We start from the raw sequence: 17,053 nt of genomic DNA, 5'->3' as shown, positions 1-17,053 counted from the left end.
ACAAAGGGAAGGCTTTCGCCTTCCCTTTTTCAGTTTTATCGATTTGATACCCCTCGACTGGTCTGATTAATCTGGTCAGCCTCACTCTTCGAACTCAATGGTCTGTCCGGGTTTTAGTTCCTCGATAGACCGAATCAGGCGATAAATCGCGGCCACTGACTTGATAGTTTCACGCGGAATGAAATCACCCTCTTTCGTGGTCCGATAGAGATTTCTGGTAAGCCAGATGTAACGAACGACAGGTTTGTTCGCCTCATGAGCCAGTTTGATTACGTCCTGAGCATCCTCTCCTTCAGCCTTGAACATGACTTTCGGCAACGCGGTTTCATCTGGCGAATAAAACAGACCGACCGCAAAATGAGTTGGATTGACCATCACCACATCTGCATCTCCAACACGTTTCGCGCTGATTTTAATGACAGGTGCATTCAGAATTTCACGACTCAATTTCTTTTGTTCACCTTTAGTATGGGGATCGCCTTCAAGTTGCTTATGTTCTTTCTTTATATCGTCATGGCTCATTCTGTTCTGCTTGAGATAGAAATACTTTTGAATGGCAAAGTCTGACACCGCAAAAACCAGTAAGACGCCAATTGAGGTATGAGCCAGCACCTTGAGTAACATGACACCAGATTGCATAAATCCTTCCAGATCCCCACCTGACAACCCGGCAAGTTCCTGAAGGTGGGTTCGGATTACCAGATAGAAAACCAGACACAGGACTATCGCTTTCAGAATACTTACCGCCAGCTGAACGAACTGTTTACCTGAGAACATCTGTTTGAATTTGGGAAGTGGATTGAGGGCATCAAATTTTGGTTTCGCTGCCTCTGGCGCAAACAGCGGACCAAACTGAATCCATCCGGCAACAGGTCTTACGATGATGACGGTCCCGACCGTCATCAAAATGATTGTGCCGGCGATCAAAATCGCCTCACCTCCCACATCGTTAATTGCCTGAGCAAATGGGACCGATAATCGCTGAGTAGGTAAAAGCAAAAGCGATTTTAGCTTGTCTATCGTTTCATCAAGCATGGCAAAGATGACCTCCAGAACAGCTAGCATTACGAGCAATTTTGAAACGTCCTGACTCTGGCTTATCTGTCCTCTTTTCCGGTTCTCTTTCAGTTTATGGTCAGACGCCTTTTCTGTTTTTTCCCCTGCCATGTTATTTCCTCCCGAGGATGTCTGAAAGGTAAGGAATGAGGTCACTGAAGGTGCTGAATCTGGCATTCGCCAGATGTTCCAGGAAAGGAAGATAAATGACAAAGAAACCCATTCCGACCAGACATTTTAGGGGAATAGCGAGGATGTTGGCCTGTATCTGAGGCGAATAAATGCTGACGATTCCAACGGCGAATTCAATCAGTAATAGCAACAGGACTAATGGTCCGGCATAAAGGATCATATCGCTGAAAAAGCTGTCGAGTTGGTCAAGTAATAGCGTCAATCCGCTATGTTGCAATGATGGGAAAAGCTGAGTCACTGGCCAGAGGCGATAGGAATCCCAAATAACCTGCGTCACCTGTGACAGACCAAAAATCATAACGAGGAAAACCATTGACCAGCGCAACAGTATATCACCGAGGGGAGTCGCATCAGGTCCGAGGGCTGGATTCAGCAACCCTGCATTCAGTGCGCCGCGTTGAGAATCGAATAATGCCCCGACTGATTCGAATAGCCAGAAAGGAATAGCGAGCAGATAACCCAACATCATTCCCAACACTGCTTCTTTAAGTCCAATCGCGACAGTTGCCCACGGATTGAGCAAAAGCCCACTTATCTCAGGTTTGATTACCGGCGCAACAAAGAGACTCAGTGAAATAGCAATGCCGTTTCTTATCATTCCTCTGAGAGATGAGAAGGAGAAAATCGGACAAAGCAAGAGACAAGGCATGATTCGGGCAAGCCCAAGAGAAAGCGCGATCATCCCCTGAAAGACAGTATCAATCAGGTCTGAAAACATCAGACTCTACCCGCCGTGGCCATCATAGAAAATGCGGTTTCCGCCAAGCCATAAAGCTCTAATCCGATCCAGCGTCCAGATAACGCCAGCGTTCCACCTACTGCGATCAGCTTTATAGCAAACGGCAAGGTTTGATCCTGTAGCTGCATCACAGATTGAAGGAGTGAAACAATCATCCCGACAACTACGGCCACCAGCAATGCCGGAGCTGAAAGCATCACGACAAGAATCATCGACTGTTTGAACAAATACATGACATCCATGATTGGCCCTCACTGATAACTGTAAAACAGACCGTCTAGTAACTTGCTCCAGCCTGAAACCATGACAAACAATAAAATTTTCAGCGGAAGTGAAATGGTCATTGGCGAAACCATTTGCATTCCTAGTGCCAGGAGAACGTTTGAAACGACCAGATCAACAACCAGAAAGGGAATGAAAATCAGAAAGGCGATTTTAAATCCACTTTGCAGTTCTGAGAGGACAAAGGACGGGATAAGCAATAACAGGTTATCGTGATGAACACTCACCTCATCAGCGAGATTTTTCGGCCACATCTTTTCGGCATTATCAGCGAGATGAGTCATGACATCGGGATCGGTATTTCTGACCATGAAACGGATTAAAGGCTGAATGCCATAATTCAGAGAATCTTCGATCTTTTGTGGTGAGGTTGTATCGAGGGGTTTTTCTTTAAATCGTGTCTGCATTCCATCAAGCACAGGGGCCATGACAAAAAGCGTTGCGGCTAAAGCAATGCCATAGAGCGCCATGTTGGGCGGGACTTGCTGAACACCGATAGCATTTCGGGTAAGCATCATCACCATTGAGATTTTCAGAAAGCAGGTTGTGATCATCAGCAACAAAGGAATAAGTGAAATCGCCCCGAGAAGAATAGCCAGAGCCAGCGGGTTAAATGAACTGATATTCTCTGGCATGAGTTAACCTGGTACGGCTCGGAACATCGATTTAATCTGCAAGCCTAAGGCTCCGTTTACGTTAACGAGTTCGCCTTTAGCAAGAAGATAGTTTCCATGACAAAGCAATGCCTCACCAGGAGTGACATGCTCAACAAGCAATGTTGAACCGGCGTCAAGATTTTGCAGCTCGCCGAGTGTCATTGATAAGTTTCCACAACGGATCGTCAGCTCAAGCGGCAAATCATTAAAGCCAGTCTGTGAGGGAACCTGAAGGTAATCTTTTCTCTCGTTTAGCGTATCGTTGCCGGATTGCTGAGTCTCGCTATCATAATCGGTCATCAGATTGTGTCCCTGTTTTCCAGTAATAGATAATATGTATTGGTGAGAATTCTCGGATTCTGGTTCCAGCTCAAAATACAATTCCGTCTTTCCGATACGAATAACTCCCTCTCCTTTGACCGAGATCAAAGGAATAGCAGGGATCAGAACATCCTTAGGGTTCAGGTTAAGGCACTCTTTCAGAGACAACTTAAGATGGCCTGCAATAACGGGAAAGTTGATGGGCATTGACAGAGAAAATGGAGACGGAACCTGGTTAAAGATGGCCAGCGATTGCCACGTTTCAAGGAGATCAATGCTTAGTTGAGCATAATGAACCGAGGTTTCACCCTTCTCTGTCAAATTAATTTCTGTTTCAATCAATACCGATTCTGTAACGTTATTTTTTGAGATAAGTGAGAAAAGCTGTCTGAATGGCGGCTTTAGTCTGTTGTTGATGAGGTCAAAAATCCATTCGTCAGGCTCAATAAAAGCATCTTCAAAAACAGAGGCACGGCTGATTGTCGAAAGAAATCTACCCGGTTCAGCAAGTGAAAAATTTCCCCAGGCCGATGAAAAAGACAAAAAGTTATCGACTCTTTTTAGCTCACACATTCTGATCACCAGGAAATCATCAGGAGAGTTGAGTGATATTATTCGACCTGTGCCGATCCAGTTTCTTATCTCAACTTCTTTCATTGAGATAGTCTTGAATTTCATAGCGCCTCAATCCTTTTGAACTGGAGCCTCACAGGTTTTCCGAGGCGACGAGACATGAGATTTTCGCCCTGCTTTTCAAAACCCAACAGCTTCGAAAGTGTCTCGTCAGTAAATCCCAGCGCTATGACCGTTTCACCTGATTCGCCTTGTTGCATCTTTGCGACGATTTCACCTGAGCCAGGAAGGATCAGGGAAAACTCAGCAGGGAGATGTTCTTGTTTTTCGATTTCGGTCAGAACATCAGACATGATCGGATGAAAAACGGGGTGCTGAGGCGTTTCCTCAGTTGGTTCAGATGGATGTTCATCGATAAGTTTGAAGCAGAATGTATCGAAATCATCAATATGATTATGATGTTCGCCCTTAAGCAAATAGCGAAATTCATCAGACTCTTTTTTGTGCGGTTCCGTTTCAGAGGGTTTAAACCGATGATTTTGAGGTCGTCGGGCTGGCTGAGACAGCTGATTATGTTGAGATGAAGCGTGTTGTTGCGAAAAGCAATGTACAGAAGTTTTCATAACAATCCTTTTTCGGACAGAATTACTTCAATTTTTTCTATTTCCTTCTGACAATCTTTTATTTCCTTATTTATACTTTCAATCACAATTCCCTGTTTCAAAATATGTTCAGCGACCTCCTGATTTTCCGCTTCCTGATTCATCAGATTAGCTCGACAAAGCTTTTCAGCCTCAAGCGTCTGAAAAAGCTTTTCATGCATCAGTATTACGCCAGTATGATGTTTAGCGAAATCTTCAATCGCGTTTTTATATTGATGACGATAAATCGTTAAGCGTCTCTCCCCTTTCTTCATCAGCTTGTGAAGTTTTGCGAGTCGCGCATTTTCTTCTTTTAATCGATTTTTCAGTTTAACAAGCTTGCGCTCCCGTAAAGGCAAAATAACCAGTGCTGTTTTTGCTATTTCATTCTCTTTGAGCTTAATTTCAAATTCATAATCCTGATTCATTGATTAAATCCTCCAACTTATTAAGCATGTGAATAAACGGTTCAGGCTGATGGTTTCCCTGTTGAAGAAAATTGTTAATAGATGGCTGTAATCTAACTGCGACATCAGTTAATAAATCGCTTCCAGGTTCATATTCCCCCAGTCGAATAAGGATTTCGACCTGGGAAAACGCGGCCATGAGCTGACGAAATTTTCTGGCCATCTGCGTCTGGACAGGGTCAACGACATTGGTCATCGTGCGTGACAGGCTGGAGAGAACATCAATCGCCGGGAAATGCCCTTTCTCAGCAAGCTTCCGATTCAGGATGATATGTCCATCGATAAGAGACCGAACCTCATCAGCAACCGGATCATTCGTTGAATCCGCTTCCATGAGAACGGAATATAACGCGGTGACTGACCCCTGATGTGTTTTCCCTGCGCGTTCGAGCAAACCTGGAAGCAGCGTATATACCGAGGGAGGAAGACCGCCCCGACCAGGCGGTTCACCGAGCGCAAGCCCGATTTCACGTTGAGCACGAGCAAAGCGCGTTAGGGAATCGATAATAAGTAAAACGCTTTTCCCCTCTTCCCTGAATGCCTCAGCAATCGCTGTTGAGGTAAACGCAGCCCGAGCGCGCTCCATACTTGACCGATCCGACGTGGCACAAACCATAATCGTTTTCTCACGCAACGTTTCGTCTAACTCGTGCTCCAGGAATTCCCCGAGTTCACGACCGCGCTCGCCGATCAGACCAAACACAATGACATCGCAAGGCGTATTTCTTGCCACCTCAGCAAGCAAGGTTGTTTTTCCACAACCTGCGCCAGCAAATAATCCCATCCGCTGACCTGTTCCTAACGTTATCAGCCCGTCAATCGCCCTTACCCCTGTCGAAAGCGCCTCATTAATGCGGGGTCTGTCTGTGGCTGGTGGCGCACTGCGCAAAACCGGATAAGCCTCAACGTGTTCCCCATCGAGCGCAAACGCTGAAACTGACTGGTCATCAAGAGGTCTCCCGAATCCATCCAGCACAGAACCGAGTAATTTTTTGCTGACAGAGATTTTATGAGGCTGATAAAGGGGTGTGACTCTCGCACCTTGCGCGATACCGTTAAGTGACCCCAGCGCGGAGAGGAGTGTATTTTCAGGATTGAACCCCACGACCTCAGCCAAAACCTGAACGTTATCTTTGCCAGTGATTCGACATAAATCGCCTATCCTTGCATCAGGTAAACTCGCCTCAAGAAGGATCCCAGTAATACCCGTAATGCGACCATGTACCTCAACCGGGTTCAGTTGCTGAAATCGCGATTCGTTTTCATCAAACCATTCATCTAATCGTGTCATCACCATTTCACTGTAATGTTCTGAGGTCCGGTGAATTCCACCGCCGTTTTTGTGATTCTGGACAATGTGAAATCGCCTTCTCTGTCACCGATAAATAACCGTTTCCCGTTATCGATAACCACATTTGCCCCTTTCCCCGCTGTGATTTGCACAATACGAAAAGGAAGCGATAAAACTTTCAAAGTTGTGCGATTCACAAAAGGAATTTTGATTGAATAGGTTTTATTCATCAGAATCATGAGGCGATTGATGATGTCTGACTGAATCTGAGTAACGCTCCCCACCAGCCAAACGCCCTGATGATCCCCCTCGACCTTCACCACCGATGACAGGTCGCGTTCCTGAAGCTTTCGGTCAACTACTGCCCGTAATCCCTCCGCATCATAGAGAACTGGTTTCAGATTCTGAGGTTTAGGCTCGACTTTCGACGCTGACCAGAAACCGGCCACTGCAAGACCGATCAGCAGCAGGCAGAACAAAATAATGAGAGGCCGGATAAGGATTGCGAAGCGTGACAGGAAATCGAATTTACCTGTCAGGGATTTCGTAAGAATGTTCCCGTTTTTATCAAGCGGAATAAGCCCGTTTTTTTGCCAGGGAGAATCGGCATCACTCACCACCAGCCAGACACCGGAAAGCTGGAAAGGCTGATTAAGATCGAGGGAAAGCGTTTCTCTAATCGCCTTGCCCTGGCTCAGATAAACGTCTCCCTCTCCTGGCAAGAGTTCCCAAAGCTGTTCGGTTTTCCTGAGCCTGGCATGTAAGGATTTAATCGCCTCGTCACAGAGCTGGAGATCGTTTTGTTCATCATTACCCAGTGACCAGCTCTCACCCGTCAGCGGAATCGCGGCTCCCTCATGAAGACCGTTTAACACCCGTAATTCAAACATCGTCTTCCTCACTTTCGTTCTCCGGTTCCTGACCCTTGCCCTCAATCAGATCCTGATTAATGTCTATCCGTCCCTCTACGTTGACCGGCAAGTTAAATTCCAGCTCCGAAAAAGAGAGGACCGGCACATGATTAAATTCGTTTTGAATGAGAGTTCTGAGCGGGGCGCGGAGGTCCTGGGCAACCAACATCACACCCTGATTAATGGACCGATAAGGCGGGAACACCCCTCTAATCTGATCGATAAAGATTTTCATCCGGTCTCTGTCGAGCGTAAAAAAGGTATCGGTGTTCGTATGACGTAGTGCCTCGCGAAGGATTTCCTCGGTCTCTGGTGCGAGTAACCAGGCAATGATCCCTTCTCTGTCGTTGCTGTGCTGGTAACAGATATGCTCTTTTATGTCGATTCGGACCTGATCGATTAACATTCCTGTGTCTCGCTCACTGCCGTTTCTTAGTAAGCTCTCAACGATAGTTCGAATGACCCGCAACGAGATCCGTTCGGCCACCAGCCGTTGCAGAACGTTAGATAACCGCGCAACTGGAAAGACGCGTTCAAATTCCTGGGCAACCTCAGGCAAATCGGATTGAAGCCATGAAACGATAGCGCGAGTTTCCTGCATTCCAATAAAGCGAGGCGCTGATTGAAACAACGCCTCTTCCATTTTTGCCAGTAACAGATCGTTGCCACTCCAGCTGACCTCTCCCGCTCTAAGATAGTCATCCTCGTTCTCAAGCCAGATAAAATCCTCTTCAAGCCCATCTGTTTCAGCGGGCAAAGTGGATTTATCCTCAAGCTGTCTGACATAGCCAATTCGCTCAACAGCGCGTTTTGATTGGGTGATAGTCGCGATGACTTTCGGAACCTCATACACCAGAAAACGAAACTCGTCCTCTCGCTGAGCGGTTGTGAACTGAATATTAAAAACAGGTAAGGTGAAACCAAACTGATTGACGATTCGGTTCCTGATACGCCGGATTTCTTCAATTATTTGGATTACGTGCGGATCACGCTCGCGACCTGCCGGAAAGCTCAGTGTAAACAGTCGTGCTGGATTGAATGTTCTCAGGTCGTTTTCTCCGTTTTCCTCAGGAACCAACATTTTTTCATGCTGGTTTGTTGAGGCGTTTCTTTTATCCCGCCAGAACTGGAACCCGCCACTTCCGATAGTCACGGTTCCCAGGAAAAGAAAAACGAATGTGGGCATCCCTGGTAGTATCGCAAATGCAAACATGCCTACCCCCGCCATAATCCAGGCTTTAGGCTGATTGGTCAGTTGCTGGGTTATCTCTTTGCCAATGTTGAGATCAAAGTTTTCCTCATTACCTGATACCCGCGTTATCATCATTCCCGAGGTGAGGGAAATCAGCAGCGCCGGGATCTGATCAATCAGGCCATCGCCAATGGTCAGAATGGAAAAGACATGCATCGATTCGCCCGCTGTCATCCCCAGCTGGAGGACGCCAATACAAAACCCGCCGATCAGGTTGATGGAAAGAATTACAATGCCTGCCATTGAATCGCCTTTCACGAACTGCATCGCTCCATCCATCGCCCCGAAAAGCTGGCTCTCTTTCTGTAAGTCTGCGCGTTTTTTCCGAGCCAGATCCGCACTGATTAAACCCGCTCGCAAATCAGAATCGATGGACATCTGTTTTCCTGGCATGGCATCGAGCGTAAACCGCGCTGAGACCTCCGCGACTCGTTCCGATCCTTTTGTGATGACCAGAAAATTCACCACCGTCAGAATCAAAAACACCACCAGCCCCACCGCCAGATTTCCACCCACCACAAAGTTTCCAAAGGCTGTAACGATATGGCCTGCATTCTGTTGAAGCAGAATCTGACGCGTGGTGGAGATTGAGAGACCCAGTCTGAACATTGTCGTGAGAAGGAGAACAGACGGGAATGTTGAAAACGCGAGCGGTTTGGGAAGAAACATGGCGTTCATGATCAACAGGCATGACATGCTGATATTGGTGGCAATCAGAATATCGATAAGCGGCAATGGCAACGGGATAATCAGCATGAACACAACGGAAAGCGCAATGAACCCACCCACGATTTCTGATCGCTGCATGGCATGAAAAGCGACTTTATTGAGAAAGTTAAAGAGCTGGTTCATTGCATTTGACCTAACCGATTTTTTTCCATTTGCGCCAGTTCGCCGTTTAACGCGCGAATCATCCTGATCGCCGAATCACGATGTTTGCCGTTATCGCCCCAGACGTTCTCTGGTAGTCGCTGAATCAGTCTTAACAGATGATTGAAATAAAACGGATGACGCTGAGAATCCTCTCCGATAGTTTCAAGACCCAGCGAAATGAGCTGGTTTGAAAAAAAACCATTTCGGCACATCCCGAGAAGAGTTCGTGTCATCTTATCGACAGACATTTTCACATCTCTGAAAGTCGAAGACATTCGCGTTAAGAACTCACTCACCTCAGTGATTGTGTTACTCAATACGCGTGTATCGTTCAGGCCGTTCAGTAAACGGCGTAAGGCCATCGGGGGGATAGAGGGTGATAACGCGGCGATGTCATCTGCTAACGCTCTCTGAAGCGTTCTGAGCGCCGGTAAATATCCCTCAACGCCGAACTTTGAGAGTAAGAGATCCATGACAGAATCTGAGGTTTGCTGACCCACAACACCATCATAATAAAGTTTTCGAAGCGTGCGTTTTTGGGTTTTATCAGTTGAGTGAGTGGCGAAAGCTCTCGCCGTGTTCATTCCGGCTGTGACCTCAGCACCATGTTCATGACTGAGTTTGTCTAAAACAGTTTGAATACTCGCGAGAAGTTGGGGCTGGTGGTTATCCTGAAGCTTTAGCGCCATGAGGCTCAATGTTGCATACGCTGAAGCCGGATCATCATCAATCGTTTCAAGAATGGCTGTGAAGTGGTTATGTTCAGGCGATTCCTCCAGGATCGCTTTAATCCGGTCCTCTCGCTTTGCCTGTTCTTCATCATGACCACCCTCAAGTAATTCACTGATCTGTTCAATATGAGTGAACCTGAGTGAATACCCTCCACGCCTCGACCTGGCTATCTGTTGTTGTTTTTCAATTTTCGCACGATGTTGATCGATTTCCTGTGCAAGTGAATGTTCAGCAACATGAGACGCCTGTTCTTTTTTAAGGCGTTCTGCGTGTGTCGTTTCATGACCAGGTTTAACGGTTGAATCACCCTTCCCAATATTCCCGAGTTCTTCTATCGCCTCTTCTTTTTCTGCCACCTCAAAATGTCGAACTGGGGTGTGGTGAATTTTCATGTTCATCGGAACTTTCCTTCTTTTTCCCTTTGGTTATAGGTAAAGAAACAGCGAACTCAGTTCCGAAATATTTTCATCTTCTGATATTGCCAAATTTGGCGGCTGTCCTGCTGAAAATTTGCCATAAATGGCAAATTCTGAACCCTTCTCTTCTTCCCTTTCATTTTAAATTCAATCATTTAAAAGAAAAAAATAGCTGGCATAGCGATTGCTAAATCTGATTGACATAAATCAGGAGGTAAGATGGAAACGTTGATTGAAGAGGCTATCGCGAAACCCCTTATTGACTGGGGCTTGATCATGATCGAGAACGAAAAGAACCTTCAGAGTTTTATTCGAAAACGCGTCACCAATTTTGCTGACGTTGATGATCTCGTTCAAACAACCTGGCTTGAAGTGCTTATCCATAAAGACAAGTTCAAAGGCGAATCGAAACCGGAAACATGGATTTTTGGGATAGCCATGAACCTGATCAAAATCTACTATAAGAACTCTCAGATTCGGTCGCTGACCGCTGCACCTGAAGACGCGCTTGATCGCGAATTCCAGGAAAAAGACGAACCTGAAAATATTCTTTCAGCCCGAGAATGCCTGATGAAAGCCGTTAAAAAATTCTCAGTCATGCCGAAAAAATATCAGCAAATGCTCAAAGTCTTGATTGAAAACGACATCGGCTATCAGGAACTTGCGAACAAGCTCGCCATCCCTATCGGGACTGTTCGATCACGTTTATCCCGACTGCGAATTTTTCTCAGGAAATATGTTCATTGGGAACCGTAAACAGAAAAGGGAGAACAGTGTTCTCCCTTTATTAACTGAAGCATTAGCGTGCGCGTGATTTTTGTTGAACTGTCAGTTGGTCTGACATTTACTTTTTAACTCCGTTGAGACTCATGTTCAACCGTTACTTCCGCTCCTGTTTTACCGCCTCGTTCAGCTGTTGTTCCAGCAGCGTAGCCAATCCCCTTTGTTCCTGCCTGTTCCGCTGCCTTGCTCGCTTCTTTACCCGCTGCGATTCCAGCCTCTTTCGCTGCTGAGAATCCGGCTTTCACACCGCCTTCCATCCCTGCTTTCATTCCCGCTTCAACACCAGCCTGAACAGCTGCTTTTCCAACACCCGCCCCTAACGCAGCCTCTCCAAGTCCTGGGATCAATATCGATAAACCCGTTCCAATCCATCCAAGAATGTCGAACATTTTGAAAAAGCCGCCTCCCATTTCTTTTTTCTTATCAGGCTGGGTTTCCTGACCGGCGTCCATATCCGCTTTTGCTTTCAGTTGTGTCGGTGTATCGGTTTTCGCCTGCGTTGGCGCGGCTGCTACCTGGTTAGAACCATGCGCAATGAAAGCATCGAGATCACCTTTACTGATTTTCTCATCATTGGATTTATTAAAGAAATTGCCTCCCGCGTGATGTTTGCCATTGTCCAGCATCGAAAACAACATTGAATTCGGTTTGCTTAACAATGTTGCCGCGTCTCTTACAGACTGAGAATTATTGGGATCTTTAGCAATGTCCTTGAGTTTCTTAGGTGTGAGGCTCCCGTTCTTAAAAAAAATATCCTCGTTGTCTTTAACAGTCTGAAGCGCGTCACTTTCGGGTTTCGTGAGTTTTACCGAATAAGAAACCTGATCACATAAAGCTTCACGGGATTCAGGTTTTGTCGGGTCACTCATCCCTGTCAGGTTTGCCCATTGGTTAGGATGATCAGTGAAATATTTGGCAGCTGCGGCGACCTGCGGAGGACACTTATCAAGCGGTTGTGATCCGTTTGCAATCTCATTCAGAGTCTGAAGGCTGAGCTGTTTTGGCAGACTCTGCGAGTAAAGATAGAGTTCACGAGCAGCATCGTTTGCCGTCATTTCCTGAGGCGGTGAACCTGTAGGAGCGTCAGAAGGAATGTAATCGTGAGTATAGGATTCTGAAAGCTGAGAGGCATATTGCATAAAAGCAGGCGTTTTGCGTAGTGCATCGATGTCCCCTGCGGCGATCTTGCCATCGACTTTATCAGGCGTTGCATTGTCTATCGCCTGAAACATAGCAGGATTATTCAATAGTATCTGAAGAGCGGCTTTCATATCTGATGGTGTATCAGGATCGGATTCAAGCTTTTGTAAATCTTCCTTCGTCATTGCCTTTTTCAATAAACCGTCATGCCGACCGAGTGTCGTCACAACATCCGCAAAAGACATCCCACTTTCAGAGGACGAATCAGTAAGAGTTGATCCAGCGTCATTAGCGGTAATAAACCCTTGAACGTTCGGCTGGAGGATTTGGTTTAAACTTTGCTGAGAAGAAACAGAGGTAAAGTCGATAACATTGGTTTGTGCCTTCTGAGGAAAAGCTTCTTCAGCTGGTGGCCCAGTTAGAAGACTATCGTTCTGAAATACATTCTCATTTGTCGATGTTAAGATTTTCATCTTGAGCCTCTAATTATCTAAATGCTGATAATCGAACCGATAAGGATAACCATGTTCTAAGCGGATTTTGTTTTCTGTTATAGGTTCATCATGATAGGGAGGTAAACCCAATACTCGGTACTCTTCCTCTAAAATTCGAGATAATCCACCTTCAGAATTTATCAAGACGTCACCCTTTAAAATATTTCTGACATGAATAAGTTCATGTGCAAGAGAAAGGAATGAACTATATTGATTGATCACCTTATGAGAGTGACCAAAGAGATCGATATGAATGAATTCATTTGGGTTCCAGTAACTGACAGCTGTCGTTCCGACCCCCTTACCTCCTTTTTGGGTTGAAGTGACGAGTTCAATAGCTTTGTACATATTCCATTTATCTTCGTCTTCATCAATTGGTGGGGGACCATATGTTTTTAATTGAGAATATGTCAGCATTGGTTTTGCCGAGCAATCGAAGCTTTCATCTGGAATCACAAATGCACATCTTTCATTTCTAGCAAGTGAATTGATTTCTCTTAAAAGAGCCTGACCAATCGGCTTTGCTGAGATTTTGAAAAGTGCTGATTCTGTTTTTTTATAAAGATAAGGATTGGAGGTTTCAATCGTCAGGTTTGGTACAACACGACTTTGTATATACATAATTTTCTGTCAGACATGCCTCTTCTATTTTGACTTGAACAAATCTTCTACAATGCACTTTTGGCTAACATAATGTCATATTTAGTTTTGTTTCAAGGACGAGATAGGGCTTAACATGACTATTCATGACTCTCATAAACATCTTTGAATGTTTTTTTGACGAAAATTAAATTCAGAATTGCGCCAGCGAACATAACGACTGTTGTCAGAATGAACACATATCGGATCCCGAGATGACTACCTATCATTCCCCCGAGGAATGGACCAATGAACTGACCGATGAACTTTGCTGAAACCGAGTAACCCAGCACACTTCCAACATTCTCAACAGCAACTTTCTGTCGAATAATGACTGAGGTACAAGGCAACAATCCTCCGAGCGCAATTCCCATCAGGAACCGCAACAGGACCAACTCCCATCCAGATGTAACGAACGCCTGAGGAATGATGAGGAGTCCAGCGATAAACATTCCTCCTATGATGACCTCAACGTGTCCCATTTTATCGGCTATTTTGCCTAATACCGACGCCGATAAAACAGATCCGAGAGCTGAAGCAGCCAGAACGAGACCTGACATAAAAGTAATGTTATCAACATTCGACTCAATTGAGCTGATAAAGATCGTAATGATAGGTTCGATAGAAAGGTTCGCTATCATCAGAAACATACTTGAAATCAGCATTACAAGGATTACAGGTTTATCCTGCTTACCAATAATCCCTTTCGATTTTCGCTCGGTTTTGGTTTTAGGTTTATGTTCTTCTTTGATTCCAAAGAGGGTTAAGAGGAATGCAATAAAGATAAAACCTCCGGCAGACCAGAACGTTTCACGAATGCCGATCAACGGTGCAAGAATACCCCCTAACAAAGGTCCAGCTAGATTTCCCGCCATTACGCCTGATGCGACCATACCCAGCGCCCAACCAGACCGCTCCTGAGGAGCCTGAACAGCAATAAGAATCGTTGAACCAGATCCATAACCACCAGCCAGACCAACCAGGAACAGCATTAAAACGAGGTTATACACGTTAGTAGCAAACCCAATCAAAGAGAGAATGATAGAGAGTCCGAGACTTGCGCGTATAAGCATCGTTTTTCGGCCAAAACGATCACCTAACCTTCCCCATATCGGCGCGACAAGACCCGCTGAAAGGAAGGTCACACTAAAAGCAATTCCAGACCAGCGAATGATTTTATCCTGTTCAACAATGCCAAGCTGATTAACATATAATGGGAGAAAAGGAAGCATGATGGTTAATCCGACAGTTGTCGCAAACGCACCAATCATGCAAATAAAAAGATTACGTTTCCAGAATAGATTATCTGATTCAGTCACAATTGCTCCAGAGTTGTGATATTAATTTTTTTAAGGTCATGACGATACACAAAGAATTTATCGAATAAAGTTTTCTCCCGCATATTGCAATCTGAGAGGCAACCCATGTTCACGACGAATATTATTTTCAGTGAACCTATCATTAAGAAAATTGTTTATCCCAATCGCTCTCCATTCTTCCATGTTGTGAACGCCATTTATATCAGGTTTAATTCCTAAAGTTTTCCCTTTCATGATCCAGTAAGCATGAACTAGTTCATGAGCAAGTGTGACAAAAGACATTTTTTCATCTTCAACTCTTGCGTTTTTTCCGGTATCACTTACATAATTAGCTTCTTTGGTATTCCAGACAATAAAAGCACTCGTTGGCTGGCCCTCACCTCCTATCGATTTATCAGCAACAATTGTTTTTGCACGTTCGATCTTCCATTTCACATCTGGAAGATTTGATATGTTTGGATATTTTTGAAACTGACTTTCTGTTAACATCATCCCTGTAGCAGACCCTCCTTCCTTATTAGGGAAAATATTTATTTTTGTTTCACCTTTAGCCATGTTATTCATTTCGATTAACATCGAAAATCCTATTGGCTTTGAGCCAATTTTTGATAATGCATATTCTGCAAGTTTAAACTGTCTTTCTTCAGAATATTCAATAGTGAAATTTTTGAATAAGGCACTTTGCGTAATCATTTTGATTACCTCTAAATCAGTTAAGAAATATTTGAAGGAATATATCTGATTCGCATTGGTAAACCATGCTCCTGACGAATACTGTTTTCACTAAATATTTCATTATAGTAATTATTGATCCCCATCGCCCTCCATTCTTCCATATTAGCTATACCATTACTGTCTACCCCGACCACTAAGCCTTCACCTCTCATGATCCAGTAAGCATGAACAAGTTCATGAGCAAGTGTGACAAAAGAATATTTACTATTTTTTGAAACAATGCTATCTCCACTGTTATTTATATGAACATATTCGCGAATATTCCAGTTTACTATAGCGCTTGTTCCGGTCTCATTACCTCCAATTGCATGTATTGAGTTAATCCGATTCCCTATGCTATCCTCCCATTTTTGGGAAGAAATGTTATCAGGATCAGGATTAGGGAATATTTTTCGTTGTGACTCTGTTAAAGCTGATGATGTAGTGCTTTCTCCATATAATGTCGGAATGATTCTTATCTTAGTTTGTCCCTGAGCCATATTGTTGATTTCACTCAACATCAAAAAACCTTTAAGCTTAGAACCAATTTTCTTTAATGCTGCCTCTGTCTTTTTTAATTCATCCTGATTATGATGATGAATTTCAACATTAGGCATATAAGAACTATTTGTTATCAGCATCTGAACTCCTTTTAATCATTCATATAATAATTCTTTCTTAGTTCAATGTTATGTTCCCGCCTAATAGCATTTTCAGAGTAAGGGATGTTCTCATATTGATGCACCCCCATTGCCCGATACTCCTCGAAAATAGGCGTATCTTCTTCATCAACAGGATGTGAAAGGTAATCACCTTTCAAAAGATAATATGCATGGTTGAGTTCATGCGCTAAGGAGATAAAGGAAATTACACCATCATTCTTAATATAATTTTCGCCTTTTGAATCAATATAAATTGAGACTGATTTATTCCAGAATACATTAGAGCTTACACCCTCTCCAAGCCCTTGTATTGATGGTGAATTTGAAATATGAGATGCAACTTTATTACTCCAGTCTTTATCATTATCTCTGTATTCATTATATTTAATGAGTTGAGATTTAGTTAATTGAGGTAGCAAGAGGAATCAACATTGTTAGCTGAAATTATAGTAATTTTCTTCTCATCCGTGCTGTTATCCGCAATTTCACTTAAAAGCGTTCGACCATGAGGTTTTGAAAGGATTGTTTTTAAAGCGATCTCTGCTGCTTCACGATTCTCATCGTTATCGCTTAAAATATTTATAAAAGGAAGTGTTCTACTGGGCGGCACAGTATACATTAATTTCACCCTCTATCAGTTGATAGTATATAATCTCTTCGATAATCTTTATGATGTTCACGCCTGATCGCATTTTCGGAAAACATTGCATTTTCGAAAGGCGGCACACCTACTGCCCTAAGCTCTTCATGAATTCGTGTGCCGCGAGAATCAAGAGGTGTTGATAATCGTTTGCCATTAAGAAGATAAAAAGCATGGACAAGTTCATGTGCCAAACTCAGAAAAGCATCATCCAGGGCGTGTGGACTATGTCCCGCTGGTCGGTTTACCACAACAGATTG

General features: G+C 44.2%; 20 protein-coding genes. 1 reads left to right on the top strand and 19 read right to left on the bottom strand.

Annotated elements, in window-relative coordinates:
- Window positions 1-81 precede the first annotated feature (81 nt).
- The 11 genes from sctU to sctW are packed head-to-tail and all read right to left on the bottom strand — an operon-like array spanning window position 82 to window position 10,384.
- On the bottom strand, window positions 82-1,167 hold the full coding sequence (gene sctU / locus BY447_RS00100; protein ID WP_097097525.1) for a type III secretion system export apparatus subunit SctU: 1,086 nt from the start codon (window positions 1,165-1,167) through the stop codon (window positions 82-84).
- Window position 1,168: 1 nt separating this feature from the next.
- Entirely contained in the window at window positions 1,169-1,966 is a 798-nt protein-coding gene (sctT, locus tag BY447_RS00095) for a type III secretion system export apparatus subunit SctT (protein ID WP_097097526.1), read from the bottom strand.
- Window positions 1,966-2,229, bottom strand: coding sequence for a type III secretion system export apparatus subunit SctS (sctS, locus tag BY447_RS00090; RefSeq protein WP_097097527.1), 264 nt, complete (start codon window positions 2,227-2,229; stop codon window positions 1,966-1,968). The genes sctT and sctS overlap by 1 nt, the downstream gene beginning before the upstream one ends.
- A 9-nt stretch (window positions 2,230-2,238) precedes the next feature.
- Window positions 2,239-2,904: a type III secretion system export apparatus subunit SctR gene (gene sctR / locus BY447_RS00085; protein WP_097097528.1), complete on the bottom strand. Its 666-nt coding sequence runs from the start codon at window positions 2,902-2,904 to the stop codon at window positions 2,239-2,241.
- 3 nt (window positions 2,905-2,907) lie between these two features.
- Entirely contained in the window at window positions 2,908-3,924 is a 1,017-nt protein-coding gene (locus tag BY447_RS00080) for a FliM/FliN family flagellar motor switch protein (RefSeq protein ID WP_097097529.1), read from the bottom strand.
- Window positions 3,921-4,442 (bottom strand): hypothetical protein, encoded by a 522-nt coding sequence (locus BY447_RS23065; RefSeq protein ID WP_141400266.1) that lies wholly within the window; start codon window positions 4,440-4,442, stop codon window positions 3,921-3,923. The genes BY447_RS00080 and BY447_RS23065 overlap by 4 nt, the downstream gene beginning before the upstream one ends.
- Entirely contained in the window at window positions 4,439-4,888 is a 450-nt protein-coding gene (locus tag BY447_RS00065; protein WP_097097532.1) for a hypothetical protein, read from the bottom strand. Before BY447_RS00065 ends, BY447_RS23065 begins: the two co-directional genes overlap by 4 nt.
- Window positions 4,872-6,224, bottom strand: a complete 1,353-nt coding sequence (locus tag BY447_RS00060) for a FliI/YscN family ATPase (protein WP_097097533.1) — start codon at window positions 6,222-6,224, stop codon at window positions 4,872-4,874. The genes BY447_RS00065 and BY447_RS00060 overlap by 17 nt, the downstream gene beginning before the upstream one ends.
- The gene (locus BY447_RS00055; RefSeq protein ID WP_097097534.1) at window positions 6,218-7,108 is read right to left on the bottom strand and encodes an FHA domain-containing protein; all 891 of its coding nucleotides are present in this window, start codon (window positions 7,106-7,108) and stop codon (window positions 6,218-6,220) included. Before BY447_RS00055 ends, BY447_RS00060 begins: the two co-directional genes overlap by 7 nt.
- On the bottom strand, window positions 7,101-9,233 hold the full coding sequence (sctV, locus tag BY447_RS00050; RefSeq protein WP_097097535.1) for a type III secretion system export apparatus subunit SctV: 2,133 nt from the start codon (window positions 9,231-9,233) through the stop codon (window positions 7,101-7,103). Before sctV ends, BY447_RS00055 begins: the two co-directional genes overlap by 8 nt.
- Window positions 9,230-10,384, bottom strand: coding sequence for a type III secretion system gatekeeper subunit SctW (gene sctW, locus BY447_RS00045; protein WP_097097536.1), 1,155 nt, complete (start codon window positions 10,382-10,384; stop codon window positions 9,230-9,232). Before sctW ends, sctV begins: the two co-directional genes overlap by 4 nt.
- Before the next feature lie 237 nt (window positions 10,385-10,621).
- On the opposite strand from sctW, the gene BY447_RS00040 reads away from it, so the two are divergent.
- Window positions 10,622-11,158 carry an RNA polymerase sigma factor gene (locus BY447_RS00040; protein WP_097097537.1) on the top strand — a complete coding sequence of 179 codons (537 nt, stop codon included), beginning with the start codon at window positions 10,622-10,624 and terminating at the stop codon, window positions 11,156-11,158.
- Between the two features lie 95 nt (window positions 11,159-11,253).
- Here the strand turns inward: BY447_RS00040 and BY447_RS00035 are convergent, their stop codons facing one another.
- The 8 genes from BY447_RS00035 to BY447_RS00005 form a co-directional block, all read right to left on the bottom strand.
- Window positions 11,254-12,798 (bottom strand): HrpF/NolX family T3SS translocon protein, encoded by a 1,545-nt coding sequence (locus tag BY447_RS00035; protein WP_097097538.1) that lies wholly within the window; start codon window positions 12,796-12,798, stop codon window positions 11,254-11,256.
- 9 nt (window positions 12,799-12,807) lie between these two features.
- A complete protein-coding gene (locus BY447_RS00030; RefSeq protein ID WP_097097539.1) occupies window positions 12,808-13,440 on the bottom strand; it encodes a M91 family zinc metallopeptidase in 633 nt (210 codons plus the stop codon).
- A gap of 119 nt (window positions 13,441-13,559) precedes the next feature.
- Window positions 13,560-14,777, bottom strand: a complete 1,218-nt coding sequence (locus tag BY447_RS00025) for an MFS transporter (protein ID WP_097097540.1) — start codon at window positions 14,775-14,777, stop codon at window positions 13,560-13,562.
- 57 nt (window positions 14,778-14,834) lie between these two features.
- Entirely contained in the window at window positions 14,835-15,470 is a 636-nt protein-coding gene (locus BY447_RS00020) for a M91 family zinc metallopeptidase (RefSeq protein ID WP_097097541.1), read from the bottom strand.
- Between the two features lie 20 nt (window positions 15,471-15,490).
- Window positions 15,491-16,132 (bottom strand): M91 family zinc metallopeptidase, encoded by a 642-nt coding sequence (locus BY447_RS00015; protein WP_097097542.1) that lies wholly within the window; start codon window positions 16,130-16,132, stop codon window positions 15,491-15,493.
- A gap of 11 nt (window positions 16,133-16,143) precedes the next feature.
- Complete coding sequence (locus BY447_RS00010; RefSeq protein ID WP_110330187.1) at window positions 16,144-16,572, bottom strand: M91 family zinc metallopeptidase; 429 nt, start codon at window positions 16,570-16,572, stop codon at window positions 16,144-16,146.
- On the bottom strand, window positions 16,557-16,772 hold the full coding sequence (locus BY447_RS23060) for a hypothetical protein (protein ID WP_146210973.1): 216 nt from the start codon (window positions 16,770-16,772) through the stop codon (window positions 16,557-16,559). Before BY447_RS23060 ends, BY447_RS00010 begins: the two co-directional genes overlap by 16 nt.
- Before the next feature lie 5 nt (window positions 16,773-16,777).
- The coding region (locus tag BY447_RS00005; protein ID WP_323859470.1) for a M91 family zinc metallopeptidase at window positions 16,778-17,053 on the bottom strand (276 nt) is incomplete at its 5' end.

The sequence above is a fragment of the Pantoea sp. JKS000250 genome, assembly GCF_003201065.1.
Lineage (GTDB): Bacteria > Pseudomonadota > Gammaproteobacteria > Enterobacterales > Enterobacteriaceae > Pantoea > Pantoea vagans.
The sequence above is the reverse complement of the archived record's forward strand: the minus strand, read 5'-3'. Positions and strand labels throughout refer to the sequence as shown.